Genomic DNA, 24,843 nt, shown 5'->3' on the forward strand with positions numbered 1-24,843 from the left:
ACGCTGGACAGTGTGGACAGGATACGTTTTGCCCTGTTGTATGGCAAAATGAAGGCAATTAATGACAAAATCAGATTATCCCAAATCTAGTACCATGAAAACAAATCCATTAAACATCACCATTATTGATAACGATGAAAAACTACACCCCCTCTACAGATTCTATTTTAGTGACATGACCCATTATAAGTTGCAAGGAATCTATCTCTCTGTACATGAGTTCATGTCCCATGCTGGACGAATTGGAACTGAAATCATCGTATCGGAAGTAAGCTTGATAGGAATCTCTGGGATTGACGGAATTCAATATTTCCATAAACAGGCCAATGCCCCAAAAGTTTTGATGATGAGCACAGACTGCGATTTCGAGGTCATCAAAGAAGCCTTTAAAAGGGGAGCCAACGGTTTTTTGACAAAGCCTTTGACCAAAAATCGGCTTTTTGGAGCCATTGAGGAGCTTCATCAACATGGTGTCGCATTGGAGCACGATGTGGCCAAGAAAATCATCAGTTCCTTTCAGAACAGGACTTTTGAGGCATTCTCAAAAAAGGAAAACCAGATTGTTGAACTCCTAACGCAAGGTTTCACTTATAAAATGATTGCGGACCGATTATGTGTCACACCTAGTGCCGTGAATTTTCACATTCAGAACATTTATGTCAAGCTCAATGTGAACTCAAAGTCGGAAGCCCTAAAAAAGCTTCAGGAGATGGAAACACAGCAATTGAATGCCGCATAAGGTTCCCAAATAGAGCAAATAAAAAACCCTGGCCTAAGGCCAGGGTTTTTTATATTTTAAATGAGAATCAAAGACTGAATAACAATCCTGCCGATATCAAACTAAACGTTCCATTATTGCTCACACCTCTATAACCCAAAGATAGGGCAACGGCTTCGCTGATATTGTAGCCCATTTGTGGACTATAGTAGAATCCACCATCATTTCCTTCATTGATGCCCAAGGCATACCCAAGACCTGCCTGAAGCCAAAAGTCTTCGGAGGCATTGATTCGGCCTTGAAGGGCAATTGGCAAAAATTGAATGTCTGGAACTTCAAAACTTATCCCCACTCCCTCTATTTCTTTGCCAAATGCTTGAATGATCCCTATTGTTGGAGCTATTTCAAATTGATCAGAGGCCTCAACATAATAACCTAAATCTGCTATGATGGCAAAAGAGGAAAGATCTCCAGCATCACCCACGGGCAAGCCCGCATTGATCCCTATTCCAATTTTTCCTTGTGCACTACTAAATGCCATACCAAATAATATTAAAGTACTAAACAATACTAATTTTCTCATGTTTAAAAGTTTTAGGAAATATAACTCCTTTACTCTCCTGTTATTATCTAGTCATAAAAAAACCTGATGTTTCCATCAGGTTTTTCTTAATAATCATACTGCTATTTAACCTCTTCAAAATCAACATCCTCAACATTGTCTCCTTCTGAAGCGGTCTCACTTCCACCAGCGGCATTGTCAGCGCCGGCTTTACCGGCACCATTGGCTTGTGCAGCCTCAGCCTGGGCCTTGTACATTTCCTCGGAAGCCACTTTCCAAGCTTCATTGATTTTCTCCAAAGCAGGGTCTATTACCACCACATCTTTGGTTTCATAGGCCTTTTTCAGTTCTTCCAAAGCATCTTCAATGGGCTTTTTCTTATCCTCGGACAATTTATCCCCGAACTCCTTCAACTGTTTTTCCGTTTGAAAGATCATGGCATCGGCCTCGTTCAATTTATCCGCCTTCTCCTTGGCTTTTTTATCTGTCTCTGCGTTGGCCTCGGCCTCGGCCTTCATTTTCTTGATTTCCTCTTCGGTCAGACCAGAAGACGCCTCTATTCGGATATCCTGTGATTTTCCGGTGGCCTTATCCGTTGCCGACACCTTGATGATACCATTGGCATCGATGTCAAAGGCTACCTCGATCTGCGGTGTGCCCCTAGGTGCAGGAGGAATACCATCCAAATGGAATCTTCCTATGGTTTTGTTGTCTGCTGCCATGGGTCGTTCCCCTTGCAGCACGTGGATTTCAACCGAAGGTTGGTTGTCCGCTGCGGTGGAAAATACCTGGGATTTCTTGGTAGGAATTGTGGTGTTCGCCTCAATCAGTTTGGTGAATACGCTTCCCATGGTCTCGATACCCAATGAAAGTGGGGTAACATCCAGCAAAAGCACATCTTTTACATCCCCGGTCAAAACCCCGCCTTGAATTGCAGCGCCAACGGCCACTACCTCATCGGGATTTACTCCTTTGGAAGGTTTCTTGCCAAAAAATTTCTCCACAGCTTCCTGAACCGCAGGGATACGGGTAGAACCACCCACCAAAATAATCTCGTCAATATCACTTTTGGAAAGTCCGGCAGATTTCAATGCCGTCTCACAAGGAGCGATTGTTCTTTTTACCAAATCATCGATCAACTGCTCAAATTTTGAGCGGGACAGGGTTCGCACCAAGTGCTTTGGCCCAGATGCCGTAGCTGTCACATAAGGCAAATTGATTTCTGTTTGGGCTGAAGAGGACAGTTCAATCTTGGCTTTTTCGGCTGCTTCTCGCAAGCGTTGCAACGCCATGGAATCACTACGCAGGTCCAATCCTTCGTCTTTTTTGAACTCTTCTGCCAACCAATCAATGATTTTTTGGTCCACGTCATCACCTCCCAAGTGGGTGTCCCCATCAGTGGCCAATACTTCAAAAACACCATCACCCAATTCCAAGATGGAAACATCGTGGGTACCTCCTCCAAAGTCGAATACCACAATTTTTTGATCTGTATCCTTTTTATCGAGCCCATAGGCCAAAGAGGCCGCTGTAGGTTCGTTGATGATGCGCTCCACGGTTAGGCCGGCAATTTCGCCAGCTTCTTTGGTGGCCTGCCGCTGTGAATCATTGAAATAGGCAGGAACTGTGATCACCGCACGGGTCACATCCTGTCCCAAATAATCTTCGGCAGTCTTCTTCATTTTTTGAAGGATCATGGCCGAAAGTTCCTGGGGAGTGTACAAACGACCGTCAATATCTACACGTGGCGTGTCGTTGTCACCCTTTACCACCTTATAAGGAACTCGTTCCGCTTCCGTTTTGGATTCCGAAAATTTGTTCCCCATAAACCTCTTTATGGAATAAATAGTCTTATTCGGGTTGGTTACCGCTTGCCTTTTTGCAGGGTCGCCCACCTTGATCTCACCACCTTCCACAAAAGCGATGACGGATGGCGTGGTTCGCTTACCCTCGGCATTTGGAATCACCACCGGTTCGTTACCCTCCATTACAGAGACACACGAATTGGTTGTACCCAAATCTATACCAATAATTTTGCTCATTGTATCTGTATTATTTCGTTGAAAATTCGTTTCTAGTTCGTCCAATAAATGTCAATGATCGTGCCATGTGCCAGAATATGACAAGGTGTCAGCTATTGTCCCGGTTAGAATCCACCGTCTCCTGAAAATTTTTACCATTTCCTGTCACTTTGTTTACAACTATGCAAGACAGGCTCGCTATATTTGATGCACTAATTTTCTGCAATGGAATGCATCAGTGTTTTTGACATGCTCAAGATCGGGGTTGGGCCATCCAGTTCACATACCTTGGGCCCTTGGCGTGCTGCCGAACGTTGGATAAAAGAGCTTAAGGAACAGGGTGTTTTTGAAAAAGTAAGAGAGGTGACCGTGTTTTTATATGGTTCCCTTTCTTTGACGGGCAAAGGCCACGCCACGGACATTGCGGTGACCATGGGCCTGCTGGGAGCCGACCCCGAAACCGTTCCCATTGAGGGAATAGAGCCTACCATTTTGACCATCAAAACGGAAAAACGAATCAATTTTGGCGGGACAACGGAAATTCCCTTTGATTGGGAAAGGCACATTGTTTTCAAAAGAGAATTTCTTCCTTTTCATGCCAACGCCATTCGTTTTGAAGCCCTATTGGCCGACAATACCTCAACCATTGAGACCTATTACTCCATTGGTGGGGGGTTTGTGGTAAAAGAGGAACTGATCCATGCCAAGGAAAACAAAGAAACCTTTAAAAGCTTCCCCCATCCCGTCCAAACCGGAAATGAGCTATTGCAACATTGTGTGGAACACAACAAATCAATTTCAGAGATCGTATTGGAGAATGAGCTTTCATTGCGCAGTGCCGAGGAAATCGATTCCGGATTGCAGCGCATCTGGGAGACCATGCTGGAATGTATGTATGTTGGCTGTCACACCGAGGGTAAACTGCCAGGGGGGCTAAATGTAAAACGCAGGGCCTTTGAGATGCATCAAAAATTGAAGGGAACAGTCCCTTATACCAATCCGCAAGAATGGTTGGAAAGCATCCGGGAAACGGAAGTAAAATTTCGGCAGATCATCAAATGGGTGAGTTGCTTCGCTCTTTCGGTAAATGAGGTAAATGCCTCATTAGGCAGGGTGGTAACCGCGCCGACCAATGGAAGTGCCGGGGTGATTCCGGCCGTATTGATGTACTACATGGTGATCGAAAACCATGACGCCAACTTTGAGGACGTCAAACAATTTTTGTTGGTGGCAAGTGAAGTGGGCAGCATTTTCAAGAAAGGTGCTACCATTTCCGCGGCCATGGGAGGCTGTCAGGCGGAGATAGGCGTTTCCTCAGCCATGGCGGCTGCTGGACTTACAGAACTTATGGGAGGCACGCCAGAGCAAGTGTTGATGGCCGCCGAAATCGCCATGGAACATCATTTGGGACTCACCTGCGACCCCATCGGCGGTCTGGTGCAAGTGCCCTGTATTGAACGTAATGCCATGGGTGCCATAAAAGCTATAAATGCCTCTGAACTGGCGTTGGATGCCGACCCGAAAGAGGCCAAGGTGCCGTTTGACAAGGTAGTAAATACCATGTGGGAAACAGCCAAGGACATGAACTCAAAATATAAGGAAACCTCGGAGGGTGGTCTTGCCGTAGGGGTCTTTTTAAGCGATTGTTAATTCAGGCATCCCTCCCTGCCCCGGGTATCAATTAAATAGATGATCTTCCAATCCCCATCAAAATCAACAAGCTGGAAGGAGTTGATGCCACAGTGGCTAAATTCGCCATTGATCCAAAACTCATAGCCCACCCAAGCATTGGCCATGGTGCGGTCTACCTGTATGGAGAACGAAGTGAGCTTTTCCTCAAAGACAATGCTGTCCGGAATGCTGCAAATGGATTTCAAAAACCCTGAGAATTCCTCTGTCCTGAAACGGGTTTTACCTTCTCTATCCTTCCCAGTGGTTTGTAGCACCACCCTATCCGCCACCAGGCTCTTGATCAAAGAAGAGTCCTGCTTGTGGAATCCATCAAAAAAGGCAGTTATTGTCCTTTTCACCTCCTCTTGGGCCGAAGATCCTGTCATGATGGAATCCTGCGCAAACACATAGGCGCCAAAAGCAAATAAAAAAGTAAGGGATAAGGCAGCTCGTATCATTTTTTGAAGTTTTTTGATTGTGGCCCAAATTAAACAAATCTGCTTACATTTAGCCTTCAAAACGAAACCAATGTCTGTCGCCAAAAAAGAATATAAAAGGATTACCGTGAAATCCTTGACGGAAATGAAACAAGCCGGTGAAAAAATATCCATGCTCACCGCTTATGATTATTCCATGGCCAAAATAGTGGATGATGCCAATGTGGATGTTATTCTGGTGGGAGATTCTGCCAGCAACGTTATAGCCGGCCATGAAACCACCTTGCCCATCACTTTGGATCAAATGATCTATCATGCCAGTTCGGTGGTACGCGGGGCCAACCGGGCCCTTGTGGTGGTGGATATTCCATTTGGCAGTTACCAAAGCGATTCCAAGGAAGCGCTGCGGTCTGCTATCCGCATTATGAAAGAAAGTGGTGCGCATGGGGTAAAAATGGAGGGCGGTGTGGAAATAAAGGAATCTGTAAAGCGGATTCTTCAGGCTGGGATACCCGTGATGGGGCACTTGGGACTTACCCCACAATCCATTTATAAGTTTGGCACTTACACAGTTCGGGCCAAGGAAGATGAAGAGGCCAAAAAATTAAAGGAAGATGCCAAGTTTTTGGAAAAAATAGGATGTTTTGCCATCGTATTGGAAAAGATTCCCGCAAAATTGGCGCAAGAGGTCGCAGCGAGCGTTTCCATACCTATTATTGGGATAGGTGCCGGTGGCGGGGTTGATGGCCAAGTGTTGGTGGTACACGATCTTTTGGGCATGACCCATGAATTCAACCCGCGTTTTCTCCGTAGGTATATGAATCTGTATGAAGAAATGGGCAATGCCATCTCACAATACGTGGATGATGTAAAGCGAAGGGATTTTCCCAATGAGGATGAATCGTACTAGCCATAAAAAGAATCCAAAAAATTGCCCTTGCCAAACGAAACCAAGCGTACTTCACTTTCCAATTTACAAATAGTCTTTGAGGACAACCACTTGATCGTGGTGAACAAAAGGCCGGGTGACATAGTGCAGGGCGACAATACTGGCGATGTCCCGTTAAGTGAGATTGTAAAACAATACCTCAAGAAAAAATACGACAAACCTGGAAACGTTTTCCTTGGCGTAGTGCATCGTTTGGACCGGCCTACTTCGGGCATTGTGATGTTCGCCAAAACTTCCAAAGCCCTTTCCAGATTGAACAAACTTTTTGCAACCGGGAAAACAAAGAAAACCTACTGGGCCATTGTCAAAGATCGTCCGGAAGAACAAGAAGCCACGTTGACGCACTGGTTGGTTCGCAATGCAAAACAAAACAAGTCCTATGCTCATCCCCATGAAGTGCCCAACAGCAAGAAGGCCATTTTGACCTATACCCTACTGAAAAAACTGGACTCCCACTACTTGTTGGAAATTGATTTAAAAACTGGCAGGCACCATCAGATAAGGGCGCAATTGACCGCAATTGGAAGTCCCATTAAAGGAGATCTAAAGTATGGCGCAAAGCGCAGCAATATCGATGGTGGCATTCATCTTCATGCAAAACGTTTGCAATTGGAACATCCTGTTGGCAACGACTCCCTGTACTTTGACGCGGATCCCCCCGATGATCCTTTATGGAATGCCTGCCGCTAGCGGGTGGCCAACAAAGCCTTTTCCCTAATAATCTGCGCCACGGGCTTGCCCTCCAAATGACATTCCAACCAAGATAGTATGTCGAGATAGAGGAATGCACGCTTTTCATACGGATGATTCTCGTATTTTTTGAGCTCATTGTAAAGTTTCTGGAATTCATTCTTAAGCTCATGCGGATAGATATCACCCAAACTCCTGAGAAATTTGATCATTTCCTTTTGCACGGCGTGCAAATCATTCATTTTTAGGAGAAACTTATAGGTGCTTTTCAGCTGTACCTCCAAATGATAGTCCATTCCCGCTTCATAATGGGCCACCAAGCTCAAGACCCGGGCAAAACACATTAGGTCCTCCCGCATTTTCAGACTTTTGTTCGAGATGATTTTTTTGAGGTAGGCAATACAATTTTTATAATCACCGTGTCCAAAATAAAGGCAGGCAATCTTGTAATACAACAGCATAACGTGGTGCGCATCAATCCTGTCGCCGTGTTTTTTGATACCGTATTCTATTATTTTCACTAGGTACAGTCCCTTGTCAAAAGTGCCCTCCAAAAAATGAAGGTTGAGTTTGTTGGAGTTGATATACAGAAATGCCAGTGAGGCAATGTTATCGTTCTGGGGAAACTTTGGGTCCGCCACCTGCTGCTCCAGTCGGGCAAGAGTATCCTTGAACTGAGATCCATACTTCACAAAAAACAGCGATTCCAAGAGGTAGTGGTTTCCCTTTAGGTAGAAAACAGGGTTCAGCAAAATCATCTCTTCGTTTTCATAAAAAAGGTCAACCCATTTGCTGGCATACCTATACGAGGAGAGAAAATCCTGGGTCAATAGACTGTACCACAGATGGGCCTTGTATGCCCATAATTTTTCACGAAAGCCCAGATCTTCCAACTTGTAAGCCGGTACATGGGATTCAAAATAATCCTTTACGCTTTGAAGGTCCTCATCATTTCTCACATAACCCACTTTCAGCATCATTCCATACAATTGCAACGAAAGATTGGAAAGTTTGCTGGTAATCACATTGTGCTCGGAGAGTTTTTTGGCCTGCTGCGCCAATTCGTCTGCCCTGTCAGGAATGCTACGGGTAATATATTGGGTCTCTATCACCTTTTCCAGCTCCACAATCTCGTAGGCGACATTTTTTTCCTCGTGCTCCATCGCCATGCTCTTTGCCTTGTCCAGAATCTTCAAGCTTTGCTTGTAAAGGCCTTTTTGGTACAGTATGGTGGCAAAATCCAATTGCTCCCTGATCTGTATCCTGATGTTTTGGTTTACGGGATTCAATCTAAGGCTCACCAATATCTGTTTGTACAAATGGGCCTTGAGGTTGGAGATCTGCGTTTTTTTAACAATGCCACTATCCAAAATCTGCTCTTCGTCGTACGCCTTCATTTTGTCCAAAAGATTGAACAGGGCCAAAAATTTTGCGTCTGTATTGACGCCCAATCGGCCCACATATAACTTGAATTGGCGTTTTTCTGATTTCGATAATGACTTGATCAATACGAACAGGGCATCCCTATGGACATTTGTCATCGTAAAAAATGATATTTAAGATATTGTTTTTCAATATGTTGCGCTTGATGAAATACTATTAAACGTTGTAAAGGACCGTGGTGTTTTCCGGCACATGTCCACTCCTATCCTATCTTCGTATAGTATTCAAAAAAGCGACAGAGCAATGGGTAAAGATAAGGTACAAATTTTTGACACCACACTGCGGGATGGCGAACAAGTTCCCGGTTGCAAACTGGACACCAAACAAAAGTTGGTGATTGCTGAGCGCTTGGATGAACTTGGGGTGGATGTGATCGAGGCGGGTTTTCCCATTTCCAGTCCCGGCGATTTCAAATCCGTTGGAGAAATTGCCAAACTGGTGAAGAATGCCACAGTTTGTGGTTTGACCCGGGCTGTAAAAAAAGACATTGAAGTTGCTGCAGAGGCGATAAAAGCAGCGAAAAAACCGCGGATTCATACAGGAATAGGCACTTCAGATTCCCATATCAAATACAAATTCAATTCCACAAGGGAAAAAATCATTGAACGGGCGGTCGAGGCCGTTGCCTATGCCAAATCTTTTGTGGATGATGTTGAGTTCTACGCCGAGGATGCCGGAAGAACGGACAATGAATTTTTGGCACAGGTCTGTGAGGCCGTTATAAAGGCGGGGGCCACGGTTTTGAACATTCCCGATACCACAGGGTATTGCCTGCCCGAGGAATATGGTGTCAAAATGAAGTATTTGAAAGAAAATGTAAAGGGCATTGACAGGGCCATACTTTCCTGCCATTGCCATAACGATTTGGGCCTTGCCACGGCGAATTCCATAGCCGGTGTCATCAACGGGGCAAGACAAATTGAATGCACCATTAATGGTATTGGCGAACGTGCCGGAAATACCTCTTTGGAAGAAGTGGTAATGATCCTGAGACAGCATCCATATTTGAATTTGGATACCGGCATCAACAGCAAGTTGCTCTATGATACCAGTCAGATGGTTTCCCAAAAAATGGGGATGCCCGTCCAGCCCAACAAAGCTATTGTGGGTTCCAACGCATTTGCCCACAGTTCAGGGATACATCAGGATGGGGTGATCAAGCAGCGTGAAACCTATGAGATAATCGATCCACAGGATGTGGGCGTGAACGAATCTTCCATTGTGCTAACCGCGCGGAGCGGTCGTGCTGCCTTGGCCTATCGCGCCAAAAAGGTAGGCTATGAGCTTACCAAACTACAACTGGATGTGGTATATGAAAACTTTCTAAAATTTGCCGACCGCAAAAAGGAAATACTGGATGATGATATTCATGAAATTGTTGAGACCAGTAAAATCAGCATTCAGAGTTTGGCGTAGTCCGCACTCCCAAAACCAATTGGCTCTCTATGAACATTAAGATTGCAGTATTGCCCGGAGACGGCATCGGGCCCGAAGTTGTGGCCCAAGCACGTAAATGTCTTCAGGCTGTTGAAGAGACTTTTAACCATCATTTTGAATATCGGGAGGCTGCCGTGGGCGCCATCGCCATTGATAAAAAAGGGACGCCCCTACCCGACAGCACCCTCAAACTTTGCCAAGAGGCCGACGCCGTACTGTTTGGTGCCATTGGAGATCCAAAATATGACAACGATCCCGAGGCCAAAGTCCGTCCGGAACAAGGACTACTGAAACTAAGAAAAGAATTGGGCCTCTATGCCAACATAAGGCCAGTAAAGGTCTTCCCTACCCTGATCAACAACTCGCCTTTAAAAAGGAAGATAATTTCCGGGACGGATTTTGTAATCTACCGGGAACTCACTGGAGGCATTTATTTTGGTGAGAAAAAAATTAACGAAGCGGGAACCGTGGCTTCCGACCTTTGCGAATACTCGGAAAAAGAAATTTCCCGTATTGCACATTTGGCCTTCAAGGCTGCGAAAAGCCGTCGCAAAAAACTCACTTTGGTGGATAAGGCCAATGTGTTGGAATCTTCTAGGTTATGGAGAAAAGTGGTTGCCAGGATTGCTGAAAGCTATCCAGAGGTATCGCTTGATTTTCTATTTGTGGACAATGCCGCCATGCAGATCATCCTCAATCCCAGTCAATTTGATGTGATACTGACGGAAAATATGTTTGGTGATATCATTTCGGATGAGGGCAGTGTGATTGGGGGCTCCATTGGTTTACTGCCTTCGGCATCCGTGGGGGATGAAAATGCGCTTTTTGAGCCAATCCATGGTTCGTATCCGCAAGCCCGTGGAAAAGATATTGCCAATCCCATTGCCTCCATACTTTCGGCAGCCATGTTGTTGGAGCATTTTGGTCTTTTTGAAGAAGCGGTGGCCATGCGCAAAGCGGTCGACAAATCTTTGGAAAAAGGTGTCGTAACCCCAGATCTAAACCCAAAAAGCCGATACGGAACCAGCTATGTTGGGGATTTCATCGCACATAACATTGTGGACAGTGAGGACAGTTTCCGCATGAACGATGAAAACATCGATTTGGGAAAATCCACGATCATTTAACGTCGGCCGGTGCCGTCAGTTGTTGCATGCTCTCCGCAAACTGTTGTTTGAATTCCTCGTATTTTTCTCCTGTGGCCGGCCCATTGAACCCGGTATGAATTTTCTGGACCTCTCCATACCTGTCAATATAAATGGTGGTGGGGTAGGAAAGGATATGGTTCAACATCGGTAATTTTTCATTCGCCTTCTGTTTGTTCGAAGTACCATATTGGGCCAGTAAAATGGGATAGTTTGCCCCTACCCGTTCCTTCAACCTTCGAATACCCTCAAATGCTTTCTTTTCGGTTTTGGCATATTCAAAAGCCAACGCCACCAACTCCACGTCCATTTCAGGGTTGTTTTTTAAGAATTCCACATAAAAACGGGTTTCGTCCAAACAATTGGGGCACCAAGTTCCCATTATCTGAACCAGGACGGGTTTGTTTTTGAATCTGGAGTCGGATAGACTCACCAAGCGTCCGGTTTCATCAGGAAAGGAAAAATCAAATTTGTCATAACCTTCCCTCAAAAAGGTAAGCGAGTTGGCATCAGGCAGTTCAAAGGCCTCATTACGAACTCCCATGAAGTCCTCAACGCTATGGTTCCCACTAAAAAAACGCCCGTCAAGGGTGCTGTCCGTCACTTTAGCCACAAACAAAAAAACGTGGGCGCCATCAAAAGCGGACAGTTTTAGACTGTCCCCATCAACCACGCCTTCCAAAAAGCGATAGTCTCCCGTGTTTGTCCTAAAAGTGCCTTTTACCTTGCCATTGTTTTGGGTAAAAATTCCCTTAGCGGGATATTCTTCCGTCGTGTTGATGGCAAAATAAGTTTCCCATATCCCAGAAATATTGACGTTTGGCTCGGTCCTTTTCTCAAAACGGTCCCTTTCCCCTTGGATGGCATGAAAGGGCACCACACGGTCTAAACTTTCCTTGATGAAACTGCCCTTGATTTCATCCGGTGTAAAAGTTCCGGCAATATAGCCTTCAAATACGGGCATTTGAATTCGCAGCGAGTCTCCGGACCATGTTATTTCATCAACCCGGATCACTTCATCGGCATTATGGATATCCATCACATACTGTCCTTCCATCTCCATCAAATCAAAGGTGAACGGAAGCTCGTATTCCGATGAGACCTGCATCTTGCCCCACCATGGGCCAACGGTCAAATTGTTTTGTTCTTCCCCGCAGGAAATCATGGAAACCAAAATCGCACCAACGCCAACCCAGAAATGTTTCATTAAATGAAGGTTTTTTCTTAAAAATAGAAAATCCTTGACAAATTCAACCCTATTTGCGCATCTAACTTTTCCCATTGAATCTGTTGGCCTATTGTGTTATATTTGTCCCTTCTAAAATTGGGGCATGAAGATTTCTTACAACTGGTTGAAGCAATTTATCAATCTGGATTGGGATTCGCAAAAAACTGGTGAATTGCTTACGGATTTGGGCCTGGAAGTGGAAGGTATTTCCCATTTTGAATCAGTTAAGGGAGGTCTTGAAGGTGTGGTGGTCGGGAAGGTATTGACCTGTGTGCAGCACCCCAATGCAGACCGCCTAAAGTTGACCACTGTGGATGTCGGGGGAGATTCCCCTTTACAGATAGTTTGTGGGGCGCCGAACGTGGCCATTGGCCAAAAAGTTCCGGTTGCCATCGTTGGAACCATGCTTTATCCTGCGGAGGGAGACGCATTGAAAATAAAAAAAGGAAAAATCCGCGGTGAGGAAAGCCATGGGATGATCTGTGCGGAAGATGAGCTTGGGCTGGGCAAAAACCATGATGGAATCATGGTCCTTAACGATGAACTAAAAGTTGGCACCCCTTGCTCCGAGGTTTTTGAAATTGAACGCGATGAGATCATTGAAATCGGGTTAACGCCCAATCGTGCCGATGCCATGAGCCACTTTGGTGTGGCCCGAGACCTAAAGGCAGGATTGGAACAACGGGAAATACAAAAACAATTGGTCACCCCTTCCACAAGCAATTTCTCCATAGACAACAGGTCGCTCAAAATAGATGTTTCGGTATTGGATGCCCAAAAAGCCCCACGATATTGCGGTGTCACCATCAGTAATCTCATTGTGCAAGAGTCGCCCCATTGGTTAAAAAACAGGCTGAGATCTATCGGGCTTACCCCGATAAATAATGTGGTGGATGTGACGAACTACGTGCTCCATGAACTGGGACAACCATTGCACGCTTTTGATGCGATGAAGATAAAGGGGGGCAAAATTCAGGTCAAGACGCTGCCCAAGGGTACAAAATTCCGAACCTTGGATGATGTGGAACGTGAGCTTCACGAGGAGGACCTAATGATCTGTGACAGTGAAAAGCCCATGTGCATTGCCGGGGTTTTTGGCGGAATCCATTCCGGGGTCACGATGGACACCACCTCCATTTTTCTAGAAAGTGCCTACTTCGACCCGATTTCTATCCGCAAAACAGCCAAAAGACATGGTCTGAATACAGATGCATCCTTCCGGTTTGAGCGTGGTATCGACATAAACATTACAGAGTATGCCTTAAAAAGGGCCGCCCTGCTCATTCGTGAGATTGCCGGGGGCGATATCAGTTCGGAGGTGGTGGACCTTTATCCTAGAAAAGCACAGGAACGACAGGTGTTCCTCACGTTCGATAAAATCAACATGCTCATTGGACAGGAAATCCCGAGGGATACCATTAAGTCCATTTTAGCCTCCTTGGAAATTAAGGTCAACAACGTAACTGAATCCGGATTGGGATTGACCATCCCAAACTATAGGGTGGATGTGGAACGTGAGGTTGACGTGATAGAAGAAATTCTCAGGGTGTACGGCTACAATAATATCGACTACAAAGAAAAACTTACCGCCTCCATAGCGAAGACTTCAAAATTTGAGAACCACAAAATACAGGACATCATTGGAAACATGCTGGCCGCACAAGGTTTTTTTGAAATTATGACCAATAGTCTAGTGCCCGCCGAGACACATAAACTTTGGGGCGAAAACAAGCAACCTGTATCCATGCTCAATCCGTTGAGCTCTGACCTGTCCGAGATGAGGACGTCCATGCTGTACTCGGGATTGGAGGCACTGTCGCATAACTTGAATCGACAGGTCACAAATTTGAAATTCTTCGAGTTTGGAAAGACCTACCATGGCACTAAAACCCAAAATGAGGAAAGAAGGCATTTGGCCCTGTTGATTTCTGGAAATAGGACGCAGAGCAATTGGACCGTTTCTGAGAGAAAAAGTGATTTCTTTTTCTTAAAAGGCGTGGTCACATCACTTTTCGACCGTTTGGGACTCAATACGGTGGATACGGTTCCCTATTCGGATGGAATTTTTTCAGAAGGACTTCAATGCCAAGTAAATGGAAAGCCATTGGGAACCTATGGGATGGTAAGTAAATCCGTTTTGAAGAAAATGGACATAAAACAAGAAGTGTTCCATGCAGATTTTGATTGGGATACCCTCTTGGAACTGATAAGCACGGACAATATCATTTTCAAGGAAATTCCCAGATTCCCTTCCGTGAGCAGGGACCTTGCCCTTTTGGTTGATGAAAACATTACGTTTCAGCAAATCTACGACCTCGCCTGGAAGACAGAGAAAAAGCTACTCAAAAAGGTAAGCCTATTTGATGTGTACACGGGCAAGAATCTTCCAAAAGGTAAAAAGTCGTATGCAGTGAGCTACACGCTATTGGACGAAGCCAAGACATTGAACGATCAGCAGATTGAAAAAATCATGTCCAAATTGACAGCTTCATACAAAAAGGAATTGAACGCCGAACTGCGATAATTACATCTGCGTTGGCACAATGACACTGTCTATCTCGTGGATAATACCATTTTCAAGATTGAGGTCTGCACTGGTAATCCGTGCCGTGTTTCCAACCGAATCAGTGAGTACTATATCATAGCCATCCATGTGGGCAAGAAGTTTTTTGCCCTGAATTGTGGTGAAGCTTGCCTTTCCGTTGCCCCTGCACATGGCCTTTAAAATTCGGGAAGCTGTTAAATGTCCGGCCACAATGTGGTAGCTCAGCAGCGATTTCAGTTCACTTTTATCAGATCCAGTGATCCACTCCTCCATCTTGGTGTTGGAAAATCGTTCAAAAGCGGCATCCGAAGGTGCGAAAACCGTAAAAGGGCCAGATTTTCTTAGTATGGAATCCAGTTGCACCGCCTCCACAGCCGTAAAAAGCATCTTGTGGTTGTCTTTTGTTGTCGTGTTCGCCTCCATTGGGACATCCATACCAAAACTTGGGTCTTGTGCATAGGAAAATGCAAAAGAGATCATGAAAATGCACAGCAAAATTCGGGTAAGTGGGGCTATCATTATGGTGTTCTCAACTTTGGGGCTAACTACTATTTTTGGCTTTTACGATTAAGTGCAAAAAACTTCGATAAGATACATCTTTTTGCTCAAACGGATCAGTTTTGGACATGTTATACATCAATTTAACAAAATGTTAACATTTCGGTTTTTTCATGGGCTTATAAAAGCCGGTACCAAATCCTTAAATTTGGAAGAATTGCTAAGAAAAATGAAATGATTTTAGAGAAAACCAACATTGAGGACAAACTCCGAAGGGCAAGAAAAAAACAAAAGGAAAAGGGTCTTTGTTTAGAGGAAGTCCAGGCTTTTCTGGAGAGTGATGTAATGCGGGATGCAAAAATATCCGCTGAACTTGGGTCCGCAAGCGATGCCAATTTCAACGCTTTCTCTTTTGATGCATTGGAAACCGATAGGATCTTCCATATCGAGCAAATAAAGCAAATCTGCATTGATTATAGGCTTCGGTTTTTGGACAGCCATTATTTTAAAGGGGAAATCCCAAACGGTGCCCTTACTGAGATAAAGCGATTGGAACAAGCCCACAATACCACGTTGAAGGGCTTTAAGATTATGGCGCCCTCAAGGTTGTTTAAATTGGAGGACAAGGATGATCCCCTGCTCTTTGCACCCATCGGAAATGGGTACCACTATTTGGTGCACAAATGGGGGAATGACCTTCACCCCTTGCGAAAAATGATGGTTTGGCCTTTTAAAAATATGGTGAACCTAACCCTGTTTGTGGTACTCATAAGCTACGTGGCAACCTTTTTGGTGCCCAATGGCCTTTTTTCCAAGAATAATTCCACTGCGGAGTTCTGGATCATCTTCTTCTTTATGTTCAAGGCGATTGCCTCCGTGGTCATTTTCTATGGGTTTGCCCTCGGGAAAAACTTCAACCCGGCCATCTGGAACAGTAAATATTTCAATGCCTGAGTTTATACCGCAGTGACAGCGTACATTTTTTCACGTTGTTCCCTGATGGCTTTATCCGACATATAATCGTCAAAAGTGAGATAACGGTCGATGCTTCCTTTTGGGGTCAGTTCAATGATCCTATTGGCAACCGTGTGTACAAATTGATGATCATGTGTGGTCAGCAAAACAGTGCCCTTGAAATTTTTAAGTGAATTGTTGAACGCTGTGATGCTCTCCAGGTCAAGGTGATTTGTTGGTTCGTCCAACAGTAGCACATTGGCACGTAGCATCATCATTCTGCTCAACATACAACGTACCTTTTCCCCTCCAGATAGCACAGTGCATTTCTTCAAGGCCTCTTCACCGCTGAACAACATTTTGCCCAAAAATCCGCGAATGTAGACCTCCTCGCGTTCTTCTTCCGTCTTTGCCCATTGGCGAAGCCAATCCACCAAATTGATGTCCTCTTTAAAGTAGTCGGAATTATCCGCGGGAAGGTGGGATTGCGTGGTAGTCACCCCCCACTGGTACGAACCGTCCTTGGGCTTTGTCTTTCCTGTTATGATATTATAAAAAGCGGTAGTGGCCCTGGAGTCCCTCGAAAGAATGGCCACTTTATCCCCTTTGGCCAAATTGATATCTACATTGGAAAACAATAGGTCTCCATCCTCTGAGGTAGCCGAAAGACCTTCCACGTGGAGAATCTGGTCTCCGGCTTCGCGCTCACGATCAAATATGATGGCGGGATACCGTCTGCTGGATGGTTTGATGTCCTCCACCTTGAGTTTTTCCAACATTTTCTTTCGGGAAGTGGCCTGTTTGCTCTTGGCAACATTGGCACTGAAGCGTTGGATGAATTCCTGGAGTTCCTTAGCCTTTTCCTCAGCCTTTTTATTTTGCTGGGCACGCTGGCGAGCAGCCAACTGACTGCTCTCATACCAAAAAGTGTAGTTGCCCGAAAATAGGTTGATCTTGCCAAAGTCTATATCCGCCACATGGGTGCACACGGCATCCAAAAAATGCCTGTCGTGCGAAACCACGATCACGGTATTGTCATAATTGGCCAAAAAGTTTTCCAACCATTGAATGGTTTCATAGTCCAGGTCGTTGGTGGGCTCGTCCATGATCAGTGCATCCGGGTTGCCAAAAAGGGCCTGGGCCAACAAAACCCTCACCTTGAGTTTGGAATCCATCTCTGCCATGGTAGTGTAGTGCAATTCTTCGGCTATGCCCAAATTGGACAGTAGGGCTGCCGCATCGCTATCGGCATTCCAGCCGTTCATTTCCTCAAATTGTACCTGTAGCTCCCCTATTTTCTCCGCATTGGCATCATTGTAGTCCGCATAGAGGGCATCTATTTCTTTTTTGATATGATATAGGGGCTTGTTTCCCATCACCACAGCCTCCAACACTGTAAAACTGTCATAGGCATTGTGGTCCTGTTCCAGAATGGACATCCGTTTTCCGGGCTCCAACTGAACACTTCCTGAGGTTGGGTCCTGCTGGCCGGACAAAATCTTCAAAAAGGTCGATTTACCCGCTCCGTTGGCCCCAATAATACCATAACAATTCCCCTGCGTGAAGGTCACGTTCACTTCATCGAACAAAACCCTTTTTCCAAACTGTACCGATAAATTTGATACTGATAGCATGCAATTATTTATTTTTTTGCAAAAGTAGCTAAAACAGACCCTTATTACCAATTTAAAACCACATTATTAAACCACACAAAAACAAGGGCTTACAACATTTAACTAGCTATTAACAAGGTGGGTTTTCAGCTATTGTTACTTTTGTGCTCAACTATGAAGGTTCCCTGTATGGTAAGATTTTTACTCAGCCTCACAATTCTTGCTGTTTTAGGATGTGTCGGAAAGCAAGGAGAATGTCCTTCCGTATATTTTGGCGGGGAGATTGCCAACCCTACCAGCGACTATGTGGTCCTTTATCGCAACGACGCCTATATTGATTCGGCAAAACTGGACGACACAAACAGGTTCGCCTTTAGACTGCAAGGTCTTGATGAAGGACTCTACCACTTTGACCACAGCCCTGAACTGCAATATGTTTATCTTCAAGAAGGGGATAGCCTCCTCATACGTTTGAACACTGTGGAGTTTGATGAATCCTTGGTGTATTCCGGTCAAGGAAGTGCAATCAACAATTTTTTGGTGGAAATGTTTCTTGCCTTCGAGGAAGAAGAGCCATTGATCTATGAATATTATGCCCTGGATCCCGAAGCGTTCGGCAAAAAAATTGATTCGCTGCGTTCCATAAAAATCAATCATTTGGAAGAGTTGGTTGCCGACAACCAACTTTCTGAAAAAATGCAGTCCATGGCCAAGGCTTCCATTGACTACAACACTTACATCTACAAAGAAAAATATCCTTTCTACCACAAGAAGAAAACCGGTGAGGAAACCATTCATGAATTAGCGGATTCCTTTTACGATTATCGCAAGACCATCGACCTGAACAATCGGGACCTTACCTATTTCAGGCCGTATTTTGATTTCATGAAGTACCATTTTGGCAATCTTTCCTATATGGATTGCATGGAGCATTGCAGCACCGAAAAGAAACCGGTCAGCTCCCATCTGCATTTTAATAAACATAAGCTCTACCTGGTGGACAGCCTTGTAGTGGAGAAGGATTTAAGGGATATCCTTTTTAGGAACATCGCCATGGATTATCTGTTAAAGGAACATGAGGCCAATGAGGAATGCCAAATCTTTATTGACAAATTCCGTTCGTTGAGCACCAACGAATCGCACAAGGAAGAAATAAACATGCTTTACAGTGGTATTCAGGGTCTGCAACCCAATAGGGAACTTCCCAACCTGGTGTTGAAAAATGTGGATGACGAAGAAGTTTCCCTGCGGGAAATAAGCAAGGGTAAAACAACGGTGTTCTATTTTTGGGCAGGTTCACAAAAGAAGCATTTTGAAAATGTGACCGCGCATGTTGAAAAACTGAAGAAAGAATATCCGAACCACACCTTTGTGGGCATCAACCTGAGAACCAGTTTTCCACAATGGAAGCTTTTGTTGGACGAATACCGTTTGGACAAGAAAACCCAGTTCCATGGGGAAGATTTTAAGGAAGTCCAAATGTCCATGATAGTGGATGGCCTTAACAAATGTGTCATTGCCAAGGATACCCTTATTGTTGACGCCTTTGCGAACCTCTACTATTCGTTCTAAGGCATAAAAAACCCCGAAACGATTAAGTTTTCAGGGTGTATTTATTTTGGATTCGTTACTGTTAAGAATTCCCCTTTCTGTAATCGGCCAAGAATTTTTCCAGCCCTATATCCGTAAGTGGGTGCTTTAACAAGCCATCAATGACCGATAAAGGCCCAGTCATTACATCGGCCCCCAACTTGGCACAATCAATAATGTGCATGGTATGGCGAATGGAAGCGGCGAGTATCTGGGTCTGAAAATCGTAATTGTCATAAATCAAGCGAATCTCCGAAATTAGGTTCAAACCGTCTGTGGAAATATCATCCAATCTGCCAAGGAATGGTGAAACGTATGTGGCCCCTGCCTTAGCGGCCAAAAGCGCCTGTCCGGCAGAAAAAACCAACGTGCAATTGGTACGAATGCCATGGTCCGAAAAATACTTTAGAGCCTTGACCCCGTCCTTGATCATGGGCACTTTAACCACAATTTGCTCATGTAACTCGGCAAGCTCCTCCCCTTCCTTTATCATGCCGTCAAATTCGGTGGACACCACTTCGGCGGAAACATCGCCTTCAACAATGTTGCAGATATCCACATAATGCTTCAAAATATTGTCTTTTCCGGTAATCCCTTCTTTGGCCATTAGTGATGGATTGGTGGTTACCCCATCCAAAACTCCCAGTTGCTGCGCTTCCGAAATTTGGTCCAGATTGGCAGTATCAATAAAAAATTTCATGTTTCTAAGCTGTTTTAAGTTGAAATTGAATTTGTTGCGAATTTACAACATAAACCATCCATTGATAAATAATTGAAGAAAATATGAAATAGGCCGTCAATCAACCACCTGAATGACGAAATCGCGCACAGCGGAATCCGAGCAAGTTGGACTCCCGTCGAACCCGTCATAATCGTAGGATTCCACAAAAAGCTCTACCCGGAACCTATAATTGCCCACCTCTTCGGGAATCCCAAAAAACTCGATGGACCTCCTGTTCACATCAAAAAAAATGCCGGGAGGAAGCTCGCCAATGATATCAAAATCGTAGAAGTAATCGTTGTCATTGACCTCATTGCTGATTTCCGCCGTAATGATGCCGTAATAGCGTTCGCCAACCAATCCTATTTCCAAAGGACGATCATGGATTTCGGGATTGATATTAAAAATGCACTCGTAAACCTCATCACAACCGGAGAAAAGAAACAGGATGCAAATGGAAAGGCAAAGTCGGATGGTTTTGGTAGTTCGCTCCATACCTTCCAAGCTATCAAAAAACATGCCATCCAACTATAACTTATAGTGGTTGAGCAAAAGTTTTTCATACATTTTGCCCGGAAGGATCTTTTTCAAAAAAAGGGAAAATTTTTGCATAAAAGCCCCAACAGGATAATGAACCCTTGGCTTTTTGTTTTGAATGATGGCGAATACCTTGTGGGCGACCATCATGGGATCTCCCCCGGAGTCTACATGAGCGTCCATCAGGTCCAGACTTTTTTGGTATATCTCCTCGTAGGCCGAACCTTTTATCACTGGGGCATGATAACGGCCTGCAGCAATATTGGTAGCAAAATCGCCAGGGGCAACATTGGTAATTTGGATGCCAAAATCCTTGGTTTCCATGCGAAGCGCCTCCGTAATAAGTCCCAAAGCCCCTTTTGTCGCTGAATAGTACCCTCGGAACGGCAATCCCATGTAACCGGCAAGGGAAGTGATGTTGATAATGGTTCCACTACCCTGTTTCCGCATTTGGGGCAATACGGCCTTCATCATGTGCACCGGACCATGAAAGTTGGTATCGAAAACATTTAGTATTTCCTCATGTGGAGTTTCCTCAACAGGACCAGTGATGCCCATACCGGCGTTGTTGACCAATACATCAAGACGTCCTTCCCGCAAAATTATCTCAGTCACTGCGGCATGGATGCTCTCCGGCTGTCTCACATCCAGTTGGAGAAGCTCAAATGCACCAAAATCGCGATACTTTTCAAGGGATCGGGTAGTGCCGTATACCTTAAGTCCCCTCGCAGTCAAAAAAACTCCAATGGATTTACCAATGCCGGAGGAACCCCCGGTGATCAATACAACTCTTTTGTCCATTCCAAGCCTAAATTATGAAGAAGAAAGGCCGCAATCTACTGATTTTTGGGCACAAAAAAAGGCAAGCTACCTACATCGCACCGCTACGACCACATACCCTTGCTGCGTTCCCACCCTGGGGGATTCTGCAGGAGCTGGTCGTGTAGGACTTGCCAAATGCAAATATACGACCTTTTAAATTTGCTGCAATCCTATTTCATTCTTAATTTCGGTGACCAAGGACAAGAATCATGAACCCAATTGCCAAAAGCATGTTCAAACTACTTTCCATATTCAGTTTTTTAGCTTTTTTTCTCGGCTGTGGTGGGGATGCCGACCCTTCCAAATTATTTTCCATTCAGCTTGAAAACAAGAGTAAGCTACAGCAGGACCAAGAGATAGGTGTCGCTATCAAGAGTAAAGCGGATATTGCGGTCGATAAGGTCCAATATTTTATTGATGGACAGGAACTTCCAATGAAAAATGGGAAAATAAAGCTGGCATCACAAACCCTGGGCGACAAAACGTTGGTAGCCAAAATAACCTATGGTGATGAGTCTGCTGAAATCGGTACAAAGATTAGATTGCACTCCCCTAACGCCCCGGAAATCTATACCTATGAGATCATCAATACGTATCCACACGATCCCAAAGCCTATACCCAAGGATTGGAGTTTTACCAAGACATTCTATATGAAAGCACTGGAAAAAAAGGAGCCTCTACCGTAAGGAAAGTTGATTTTGAAACGGGTGAGATCTTACAACAGGTAAATTTGGACAATTCGGTATTTGGAGAGGGGATTACAATTGTGGACAATAAGCTGTACCAACTTACCTGGCAAAGTGGCATTGGTTATGTTTACGATCCGGCCAATCTGGAAAAATTGAGAAACTTTACCTACGGCAATAGCCGTGAAGGCTGGGGGCTTTGCAATGATGGTGAAAAAATCTTTAAGAGTGATGGCACGGAAAAAATCTGGTTTTTGGACCCCTATACCCTTGACGAACAAGGCTATATACAGACGGTGACCGATAAATCCATCTTCAACAAGGCCAATGAACTGGAGTATGTGGACGGGAAAATCTATGCCAATGTGTACCAGCGTGAAAGTATGATGATCATTGATGCCAACTCTGGTGCCATTGAAGGTGTCATCAATTTTGGCGGGCTGAAGGGCAAAGTAAAAAAAGGTCCGGAATGGGACGATACCAATTCCGTGCTCAACGGTGTTGCTTACCATAAGGATAGGGGCACTTTTTTTGTGACCGGAAAGAATTGGGACAAGTTGTTCGAGGTCCAAATCAGGAAAAAGGAATAATGCGTCACTATAGCGAAACCCTTGAGGTATGCCAAGATGACCTGGACGAACTGGATCATGTGAACAATGTACGTTACGTGCAGTGGATCCAGGATATTTCAAAAAACCATTGGTTTGCCGCTACCACAGAGCAAATGCGACAGACCATGATCTGGGTGGTAAAAAACCACAACATAAGCTACCATCAACCTGCAATTTTGGGAGATGTTGTTTCCGTCCAAACCCATATCCAAGAGAACAAAGGTCCGTTATCCATAAGGATTGTTGAGATACGAAACAATAAAACCGGACAACTCTTAGTTAGTGCAAGTACGGAGTGGTGCCTTTTGGATGCCACAACCTTTCGGCCAAAACGGGTTCCGGAGTCCGTGACCGCTTTATTCCAAAAGGAATGAGAAATTCAATTTTCATGGGGTTGGCGACCAGCTTGGCCCTTGTTTTGGTTCTATTGCTCGGCGCTTGCCGAGAGGATTTTGACTATGCCCCTAGCTCTGGTAATCTCCGCTTTTCAAAGGATACGGTTTTTCTTGATACCATATTCACCACGATCGGTAGCAGTACCTATACACTAAAAGTGTACAATCCCAGTGACCAGGACATCCTGATTCCCTATGTGGGCCTACAAAACGGCCAGGCCAGCAGCTACCGGCTCAATGTGGATGGGATTGCCGGAAAGGAGTTTGCAGATATTCCCTTGTTGGCCAAGGACAGTCTGTTTGTCTTTGTAGAAACCACATTTGATATTTCCACGACCTCCGCAAATGAGTTCCTATACACGGAGGACCTTTTTTTTGGTAATGGAAGTTCTGCCCAAAAAGTGGCCTTGGTAACCTTGGTCAGGGACGCTGTGTTCCTATTCCCAGCCACTCGTTCCAACGGCAGCAAGGAAACCGTTGTGCTGGGGACGGACGCACAGGGAAATCAAATTGAGGTTCCCGGGTTTGTTCTGGACCCCGACCAACTGGATTTCACCAATGAAAAACCCTATGTGATCTATGGCTATGCGGTCGTTCCTGAAGGAAACACACTTTCCATGGCCGCAGGGACTCGGGTGCACTTCCACAACAATTCGGGCCTTGTGGTAAATGCGGGTGGCAGCCTACAGGTGAATGGACAATTAAGTGAAGATCCCGAGCTTCTGGAACATGAGGTTGTTTTTGAAGGTGATCGCTTGGAACCCACCTATGCTGATGAACCTGGACAATGGGGGGCGGTTTGGATTCAAAAAGGAAGCGTGGACAATCAAATTGACCATCTCACCATAAAAAATGCCACTGTTGCCCTTCGGGTCGATGGGGAAGCCCCTTGGAACGCGCCCAGCCTGATCGTACGCAATACACAGCTGTATAATAGCCTCAACAGCAACCTGTGGGCAACTTCCGCTCATGTGGTCGCGGAGAACACGGTAGTGGGCAGTGCCGGAAATGCCGCTCTTTTGGTTGAGTTGGGTGGAAGCTATCAATTTACGCATTGCACCTTCGCCAATTATTGGAACAATGGCTTTAGAAGTGGTCCGGCGGTGCTCCTATCCAATTCCGATGGAGTGGGTTCTGCCGATCTTATCAATGCGGAATTCGTCAACTGCATAATTGCCGGAAGTTCCTCCCGTGAACTCTCATTGCAAAGCGCAATCGAATCCGTCTTTGATTTTCGCTTTCAAAATTGCCTGCTTCAGTTTGAGGATGGCGACAATCAATTTGCCGAAGACCCTCTATATGATTTTGATGATACCGCCCGTTACCAGAACATGCTTTTAAGTGAAGACCCTGAATTTCTTCAACCTTTTCAGAATCAATTTCAGATCGGAATCGGTTCTGCCGCAATCGATGCTGCCGAATCCAATATTCCGAATCCCATTTTCCTTGATATTTTAGGAAACGACCGCACCCAAAATCCGGATATCGGCGCTTACGAGTTTGTGCCGGAAAACTAGGTTTTTAAGAAAAAAAATGGCGTTATCGTAGGAAAACTTCTTGATTTTGAAG

The 24,843-nt window shown here is 45.0% G+C and carries 22 protein-coding genes and 1 other RNA gene; 12 read left to right on the forward strand and 11 right to left on the reverse strand.

Going from position 1 to position 24,843, the window contains the following annotated elements; genetic code table 11:
• Positions 1 to 94 precede the first annotated feature (94 nt).
• Positions 95 to 739: a LuxR C-terminal-related transcriptional regulator gene (locus K7G75_RS11200; protein WP_222984335.1), complete on the forward strand. Its 645-nt coding sequence runs from the start codon at positions 95 to 97 to the stop codon at positions 737 to 739.
• A 67-nt stretch (positions 740 to 806) separates the two neighbouring features.
• Here the strand turns inward: K7G75_RS11200 and K7G75_RS11205 are convergent, their stop codons facing one another.
• Both K7G75_RS11205 and dnaK read right to left on the reverse strand, forming a co-directional pair.
• Entirely contained in the window at positions 807 to 1,259 is a 453-nt protein-coding gene (locus K7G75_RS11205; RefSeq protein WP_222984336.1) for a hypothetical protein, read from the reverse strand.
• Positions 1,260 to 1,402: 143 nt separating this feature from the next.
• Positions 1,403 to 3,322 carry a molecular chaperone DnaK gene (gene dnaK, locus K7G75_RS11210; protein WP_222984337.1) on the reverse strand — a complete coding sequence of 640 codons (1,920 nt, stop codon included), beginning with the start codon at positions 3,320 to 3,322 and terminating at the stop codon, positions 1,403 to 1,405.
• 204 nt (positions 3,323 to 3,526) lie between these two features.
• On the opposite strand from dnaK, the gene K7G75_RS11215 reads away from it, so the two are divergent.
• Positions 3,527 to 4,951, forward strand: coding sequence for an L-serine ammonia-lyase (locus K7G75_RS11215; protein WP_222984338.1), 1,425 nt, complete (start codon positions 3,527 to 3,529; stop codon positions 4,949 to 4,951).
• Here K7G75_RS11215 and K7G75_RS11220 read toward each other — a convergent pair.
• On the reverse strand, positions 4,948 to 5,430 hold the full coding sequence (locus K7G75_RS11220) for a nuclear transport factor 2 family protein (RefSeq protein WP_262420334.1): 483 nt from the start codon (positions 5,428 to 5,430) through the stop codon (positions 4,948 to 4,950). The two genes, K7G75_RS11215 and K7G75_RS11220, sit on opposite strands and share 4 nt — an antisense overlap.
• Positions 5,431 to 5,500: 70 nt before the next feature.
• Between K7G75_RS11220 and panB the strand changes: the two genes are divergently transcribed.
• Positions 5,501 to 6,319, forward strand: coding sequence for a 3-methyl-2-oxobutanoate hydroxymethyltransferase (gene panB, locus K7G75_RS11225; RefSeq protein WP_222984339.1), 819 nt, complete (start codon positions 5,501 to 5,503; stop codon positions 6,317 to 6,319).
• Between the two features lie 27 nt (positions 6,320 to 6,346).
• Positions 6,347 to 7,048: an RluA family pseudouridine synthase gene (locus K7G75_RS11230; protein ID WP_222984340.1), complete on the forward strand. Its 702-nt coding sequence runs from the start codon at positions 6,347 to 6,349 to the stop codon at positions 7,046 to 7,048.
• Here the strand turns inward: K7G75_RS11230 and K7G75_RS11235 are convergent.
• Entirely contained in the window at positions 7,045 to 8,589 is a 1,545-nt protein-coding gene (locus K7G75_RS11235) for a hypothetical protein (RefSeq protein ID WP_222984341.1), read from the reverse strand. The two genes, K7G75_RS11230 and K7G75_RS11235, sit on opposite strands and share 4 nt — an antisense overlap.
• 145 nt (positions 8,590 to 8,734) lie before the next feature.
• Between K7G75_RS11235 and K7G75_RS11240 the strand changes: the two genes are divergently transcribed.
• Both K7G75_RS11240 and leuB read left to right on the forward strand, forming a co-directional pair.
• Positions 8,735 to 9,907, forward strand: coding sequence for a 2-isopropylmalate synthase (locus tag K7G75_RS11240; RefSeq protein ID WP_222984342.1), 1,173 nt, complete (start codon positions 8,735 to 8,737; stop codon positions 9,905 to 9,907).
• Between the two features lie 29 nt (positions 9,908 to 9,936).
• Entirely contained in the window at positions 9,937 to 11,055 is a 1,119-nt protein-coding gene (gene leuB / locus K7G75_RS11245) for a 3-isopropylmalate dehydrogenase (protein WP_222984343.1), read from the forward strand.
• Here the strand turns inward: leuB and K7G75_RS11250 are convergent.
• Entirely contained in the window at positions 11,048 to 12,280 is a 1,233-nt protein-coding gene (locus tag K7G75_RS11250; protein WP_222984344.1) for a peroxiredoxin family protein, read from the reverse strand. The two genes, leuB and K7G75_RS11250, sit on opposite strands and share 8 nt — an antisense overlap.
• A gap of 124 nt (positions 12,281 to 12,404) precedes the next feature.
• Here K7G75_RS11250 and pheT point away from each other — a divergent pair, with 124 nt between their 5' ends.
• Positions 12,405 to 14,825, forward strand: coding sequence for a phenylalanine--tRNA ligase subunit beta (pheT, locus tag K7G75_RS11255; protein ID WP_222984345.1), 2,421 nt, complete (start codon positions 12,405 to 12,407; stop codon positions 14,823 to 14,825).
• Here pheT and K7G75_RS11260 read toward each other — a convergent pair whose 3' ends face one another.
• The gene (locus tag K7G75_RS11260; protein WP_222984346.1) at positions 14,826 to 15,365 is read right to left on the reverse strand and encodes a fasciclin domain-containing protein; all 540 of its coding nucleotides are present in this window, start codon (positions 15,363 to 15,365) and stop codon (positions 14,826 to 14,828) included. It lies immediately after the preceding gene.
• 213 nt (positions 15,366 to 15,578) lie between these two features.
• On the opposite strand from K7G75_RS11260, the gene K7G75_RS11265 reads away from it, so the two are divergent.
• A complete protein-coding gene (locus K7G75_RS11265) occupies positions 15,579 to 16,298 on the forward strand; it encodes a hypothetical protein (RefSeq protein WP_222984347.1) in 720 nt (239 codons plus the stop codon).
• Positions 16,299 to 16,300: 2 nt separating this feature from the next.
• Here K7G75_RS11265 and K7G75_RS11270 read toward each other — a convergent pair whose 3' ends face one another.
• Positions 16,301 to 17,932: an ABC-F family ATP-binding cassette domain-containing protein gene (locus K7G75_RS11270; protein ID WP_222984348.1), complete on the reverse strand. Its 1,632-nt coding sequence runs from the start codon at positions 17,930 to 17,932 to the stop codon at positions 16,301 to 16,303.
• A 168-nt stretch (positions 17,933 to 18,100) separates the two neighbouring features.
• Here K7G75_RS11270 and K7G75_RS11275 point away from each other — a divergent pair, with 168 nt between their 5' ends.
• Positions 18,101 to 19,483, forward strand: coding sequence for a TlpA family protein disulfide reductase (locus K7G75_RS11275; RefSeq protein ID WP_262420335.1), 1,383 nt, complete (start codon positions 18,101 to 18,103; stop codon positions 19,481 to 19,483).
• 61 nt (positions 19,484 to 19,544) lie between these two features.
• Here K7G75_RS11275 and fsa read toward each other — a convergent pair whose 3' ends face one another.
• From fsa to ffs, 4 genes are all read right to left on the reverse strand, one after another.
• Positions 19,545 to 20,201 (reverse strand): fructose-6-phosphate aldolase, encoded by a 657-nt coding sequence (gene fsa / locus K7G75_RS11280; protein WP_222984350.1) that lies wholly within the window; start codon positions 20,199 to 20,201, stop codon positions 19,545 to 19,547.
• A gap of 96 nt (positions 20,202 to 20,297) precedes the next feature.
• The gene (locus tag K7G75_RS11285; RefSeq protein WP_222984351.1) at positions 20,298 to 20,717 is read right to left on the reverse strand and encodes a hypothetical protein; all 420 of its coding nucleotides are present in this window, start codon (positions 20,715 to 20,717) and stop codon (positions 20,298 to 20,300) included.
• Between the two features lie 33 nt (positions 20,718 to 20,750).
• Positions 20,751 to 21,560, reverse strand: a complete 810-nt coding sequence (locus K7G75_RS11290; RefSeq protein WP_222984352.1) for an SDR family oxidoreductase — start codon at positions 21,558 to 21,560, stop codon at positions 20,751 to 20,753.
• A gap of 56 nt (positions 21,561 to 21,616) precedes the next feature.
• Positions 21,617 to 21,715: signal recognition particle sRNA small type (ffs, locus tag K7G75_RS11295), an RNA gene on the reverse strand.
• 96 nt (positions 21,716 to 21,811) lie between these two features.
• Here ffs and K7G75_RS11300 point away from each other — a divergent pair.
• From K7G75_RS11300 to K7G75_RS11310, 3 genes are read left to right on the forward strand one after another with little or no spacing between them, the layout of a single operon-like run.
• On the forward strand, positions 21,812 to 22,858 hold the full coding sequence (locus tag K7G75_RS11300; RefSeq protein WP_222984353.1) for a glutaminyl-peptide cyclotransferase: 1,047 nt from the start codon (positions 21,812 to 21,814) through the stop codon (positions 22,856 to 22,858).
• A complete protein-coding gene (locus tag K7G75_RS11305; RefSeq protein ID WP_222984354.1) occupies positions 22,858 to 23,253 on the forward strand; it encodes an acyl-CoA thioesterase in 396 nt (131 codons plus the stop codon). The genes K7G75_RS11300 and K7G75_RS11305 overlap by 1 nt, the downstream gene beginning before the upstream one ends.
• Positions 23,250 to 24,791, forward strand: coding sequence for a hypothetical protein (locus tag K7G75_RS11310; protein WP_262420336.1), 1,542 nt, complete (start codon positions 23,250 to 23,252; stop codon positions 24,789 to 24,791). Before K7G75_RS11305 ends, K7G75_RS11310 begins: the two co-directional genes overlap by 4 nt.
• Positions 24,792 to 24,843: the final 52 nt, after the last annotated feature.

The sequence above is a fragment of the Flagellimonas meishanensis genome (genome assembly GCF_019880545.1).
GTDB lineage: Bacteria > Bacteroidota > Bacteroidia > Flavobacteriales > Flavobacteriaceae > Flagellimonas > Flagellimonas meishanensis.

Excerpts from the sequence above, each read along its gene's own strand:
- K7G75_RS11200 (WP_222984335.1), top strand. The coding sequence starts at position 95 with ATGAAAACAAATCCATTAAACATCACCATTATTGATAACGATGAAAAA.
- K7G75_RS11205 (WP_222984336.1), bottom strand. The coding sequence starts at position 1,259 with ATGGCATTTAGTAGTGCACAAGGAAAAATTGGAATAGGGATCAATGCG.
- dnaK (WP_222984337.1), bottom strand. The coding sequence starts at position 3,322 with ATGAGCAAAATTATTGGTATAGATTTGGGTACAACCAATTCGTGTGTC.
- K7G75_RS11215 (WP_222984338.1), top strand. The coding sequence starts at position 3,527 with ATGGAATGCATCAGTGTTTTTGACATGCTCAAGATCGGGGTTGGGCCA.
- K7G75_RS11220 (WP_262420334.1), bottom strand. The coding sequence starts at position 5,430 with ATGATACGAGCTGCCTTATCCCTTACTTTTTTATTTGCTTTTGGCGCC.
- panB (WP_222984339.1), top strand. The coding sequence starts at position 5,501 with ATGTCTGTCGCCAAAAAAGAATATAAAAGGATTACCGTGAAATCCTTG.
- K7G75_RS11235 (WP_222984341.1), bottom strand. The coding sequence starts at position 8,589 with ATGACAAATGTCCATAGGGATGCCCTGTTCGTATTGATCAAGTCATTA.
- K7G75_RS11240 (WP_222984342.1), top strand. The coding sequence starts at position 8,735 with ATGGGTAAAGATAAGGTACAAATTTTTGACACCACACTGCGGGATGGC.
- leuB (WP_222984343.1), top strand. The coding sequence starts at position 9,937 with ATGAACATTAAGATTGCAGTATTGCCCGGAGACGGCATCGGGCCCGAA.
- K7G75_RS11250 (WP_222984344.1), bottom strand. The coding sequence starts at position 12,280 with ATGAAACATTTCTGGGTTGGCGTTGGTGCGATTTTGGTTTCCATGATT.
- pheT (WP_222984345.1), top strand. The coding sequence starts at position 12,405 with ATGAAGATTTCTTACAACTGGTTGAAGCAATTTATCAATCTGGATTGG.
- K7G75_RS11260 (WP_222984346.1), bottom strand. The coding sequence starts at position 15,365 with ATGATAGCCCCACTTACCCGAATTTTGCTGTGCATTTTCATGATCTCT.
- K7G75_RS11265 (WP_222984347.1), top strand. The coding sequence starts at position 15,579 with ATGATTTTAGAGAAAACCAACATTGAGGACAAACTCCGAAGGGCAAGA.
- K7G75_RS11270 (WP_222984348.1), bottom strand. The coding sequence starts at position 17,932 with ATGCTATCAGTATCAAATTTATCGGTACAGTTTGGAAAAAGGGTTTTG.
- K7G75_RS11275 (WP_262420335.1), top strand. The coding sequence starts at position 18,101 with ATGGTAAGATTTTTACTCAGCCTCACAATTCTTGCTGTTTTAGGATGT.
- fsa (WP_222984350.1), bottom strand. The coding sequence starts at position 20,201 with ATGAAATTTTTTATTGATACTGCCAATCTGGACCAAATTTCGGAAGCG.
- K7G75_RS11285 (WP_222984351.1), bottom strand. The coding sequence starts at position 20,717 with ATGGAGCGAACTACCAAAACCATCCGACTTTGCCTTTCCATTTGCATC.
- K7G75_RS11290 (WP_222984352.1), bottom strand. The coding sequence starts at position 21,560 with ATGGACAAAAGAGTTGTATTGATCACCGGGGGTTCCTCCGGCATTGGT.
- K7G75_RS11300 (WP_222984353.1), top strand. The coding sequence starts at position 21,812 with ATGTTCAAACTACTTTCCATATTCAGTTTTTTAGCTTTTTTTCTCGGC.
- K7G75_RS11305 (WP_222984354.1), top strand. The coding sequence starts at position 22,858 with ATGCGTCACTATAGCGAAACCCTTGAGGTATGCCAAGATGACCTGGAC.
- K7G75_RS11310 (WP_262420336.1), top strand. The coding sequence starts at position 23,250 with ATGAGAAATTCAATTTTCATGGGGTTGGCGACCAGCTTGGCCCTTGTT.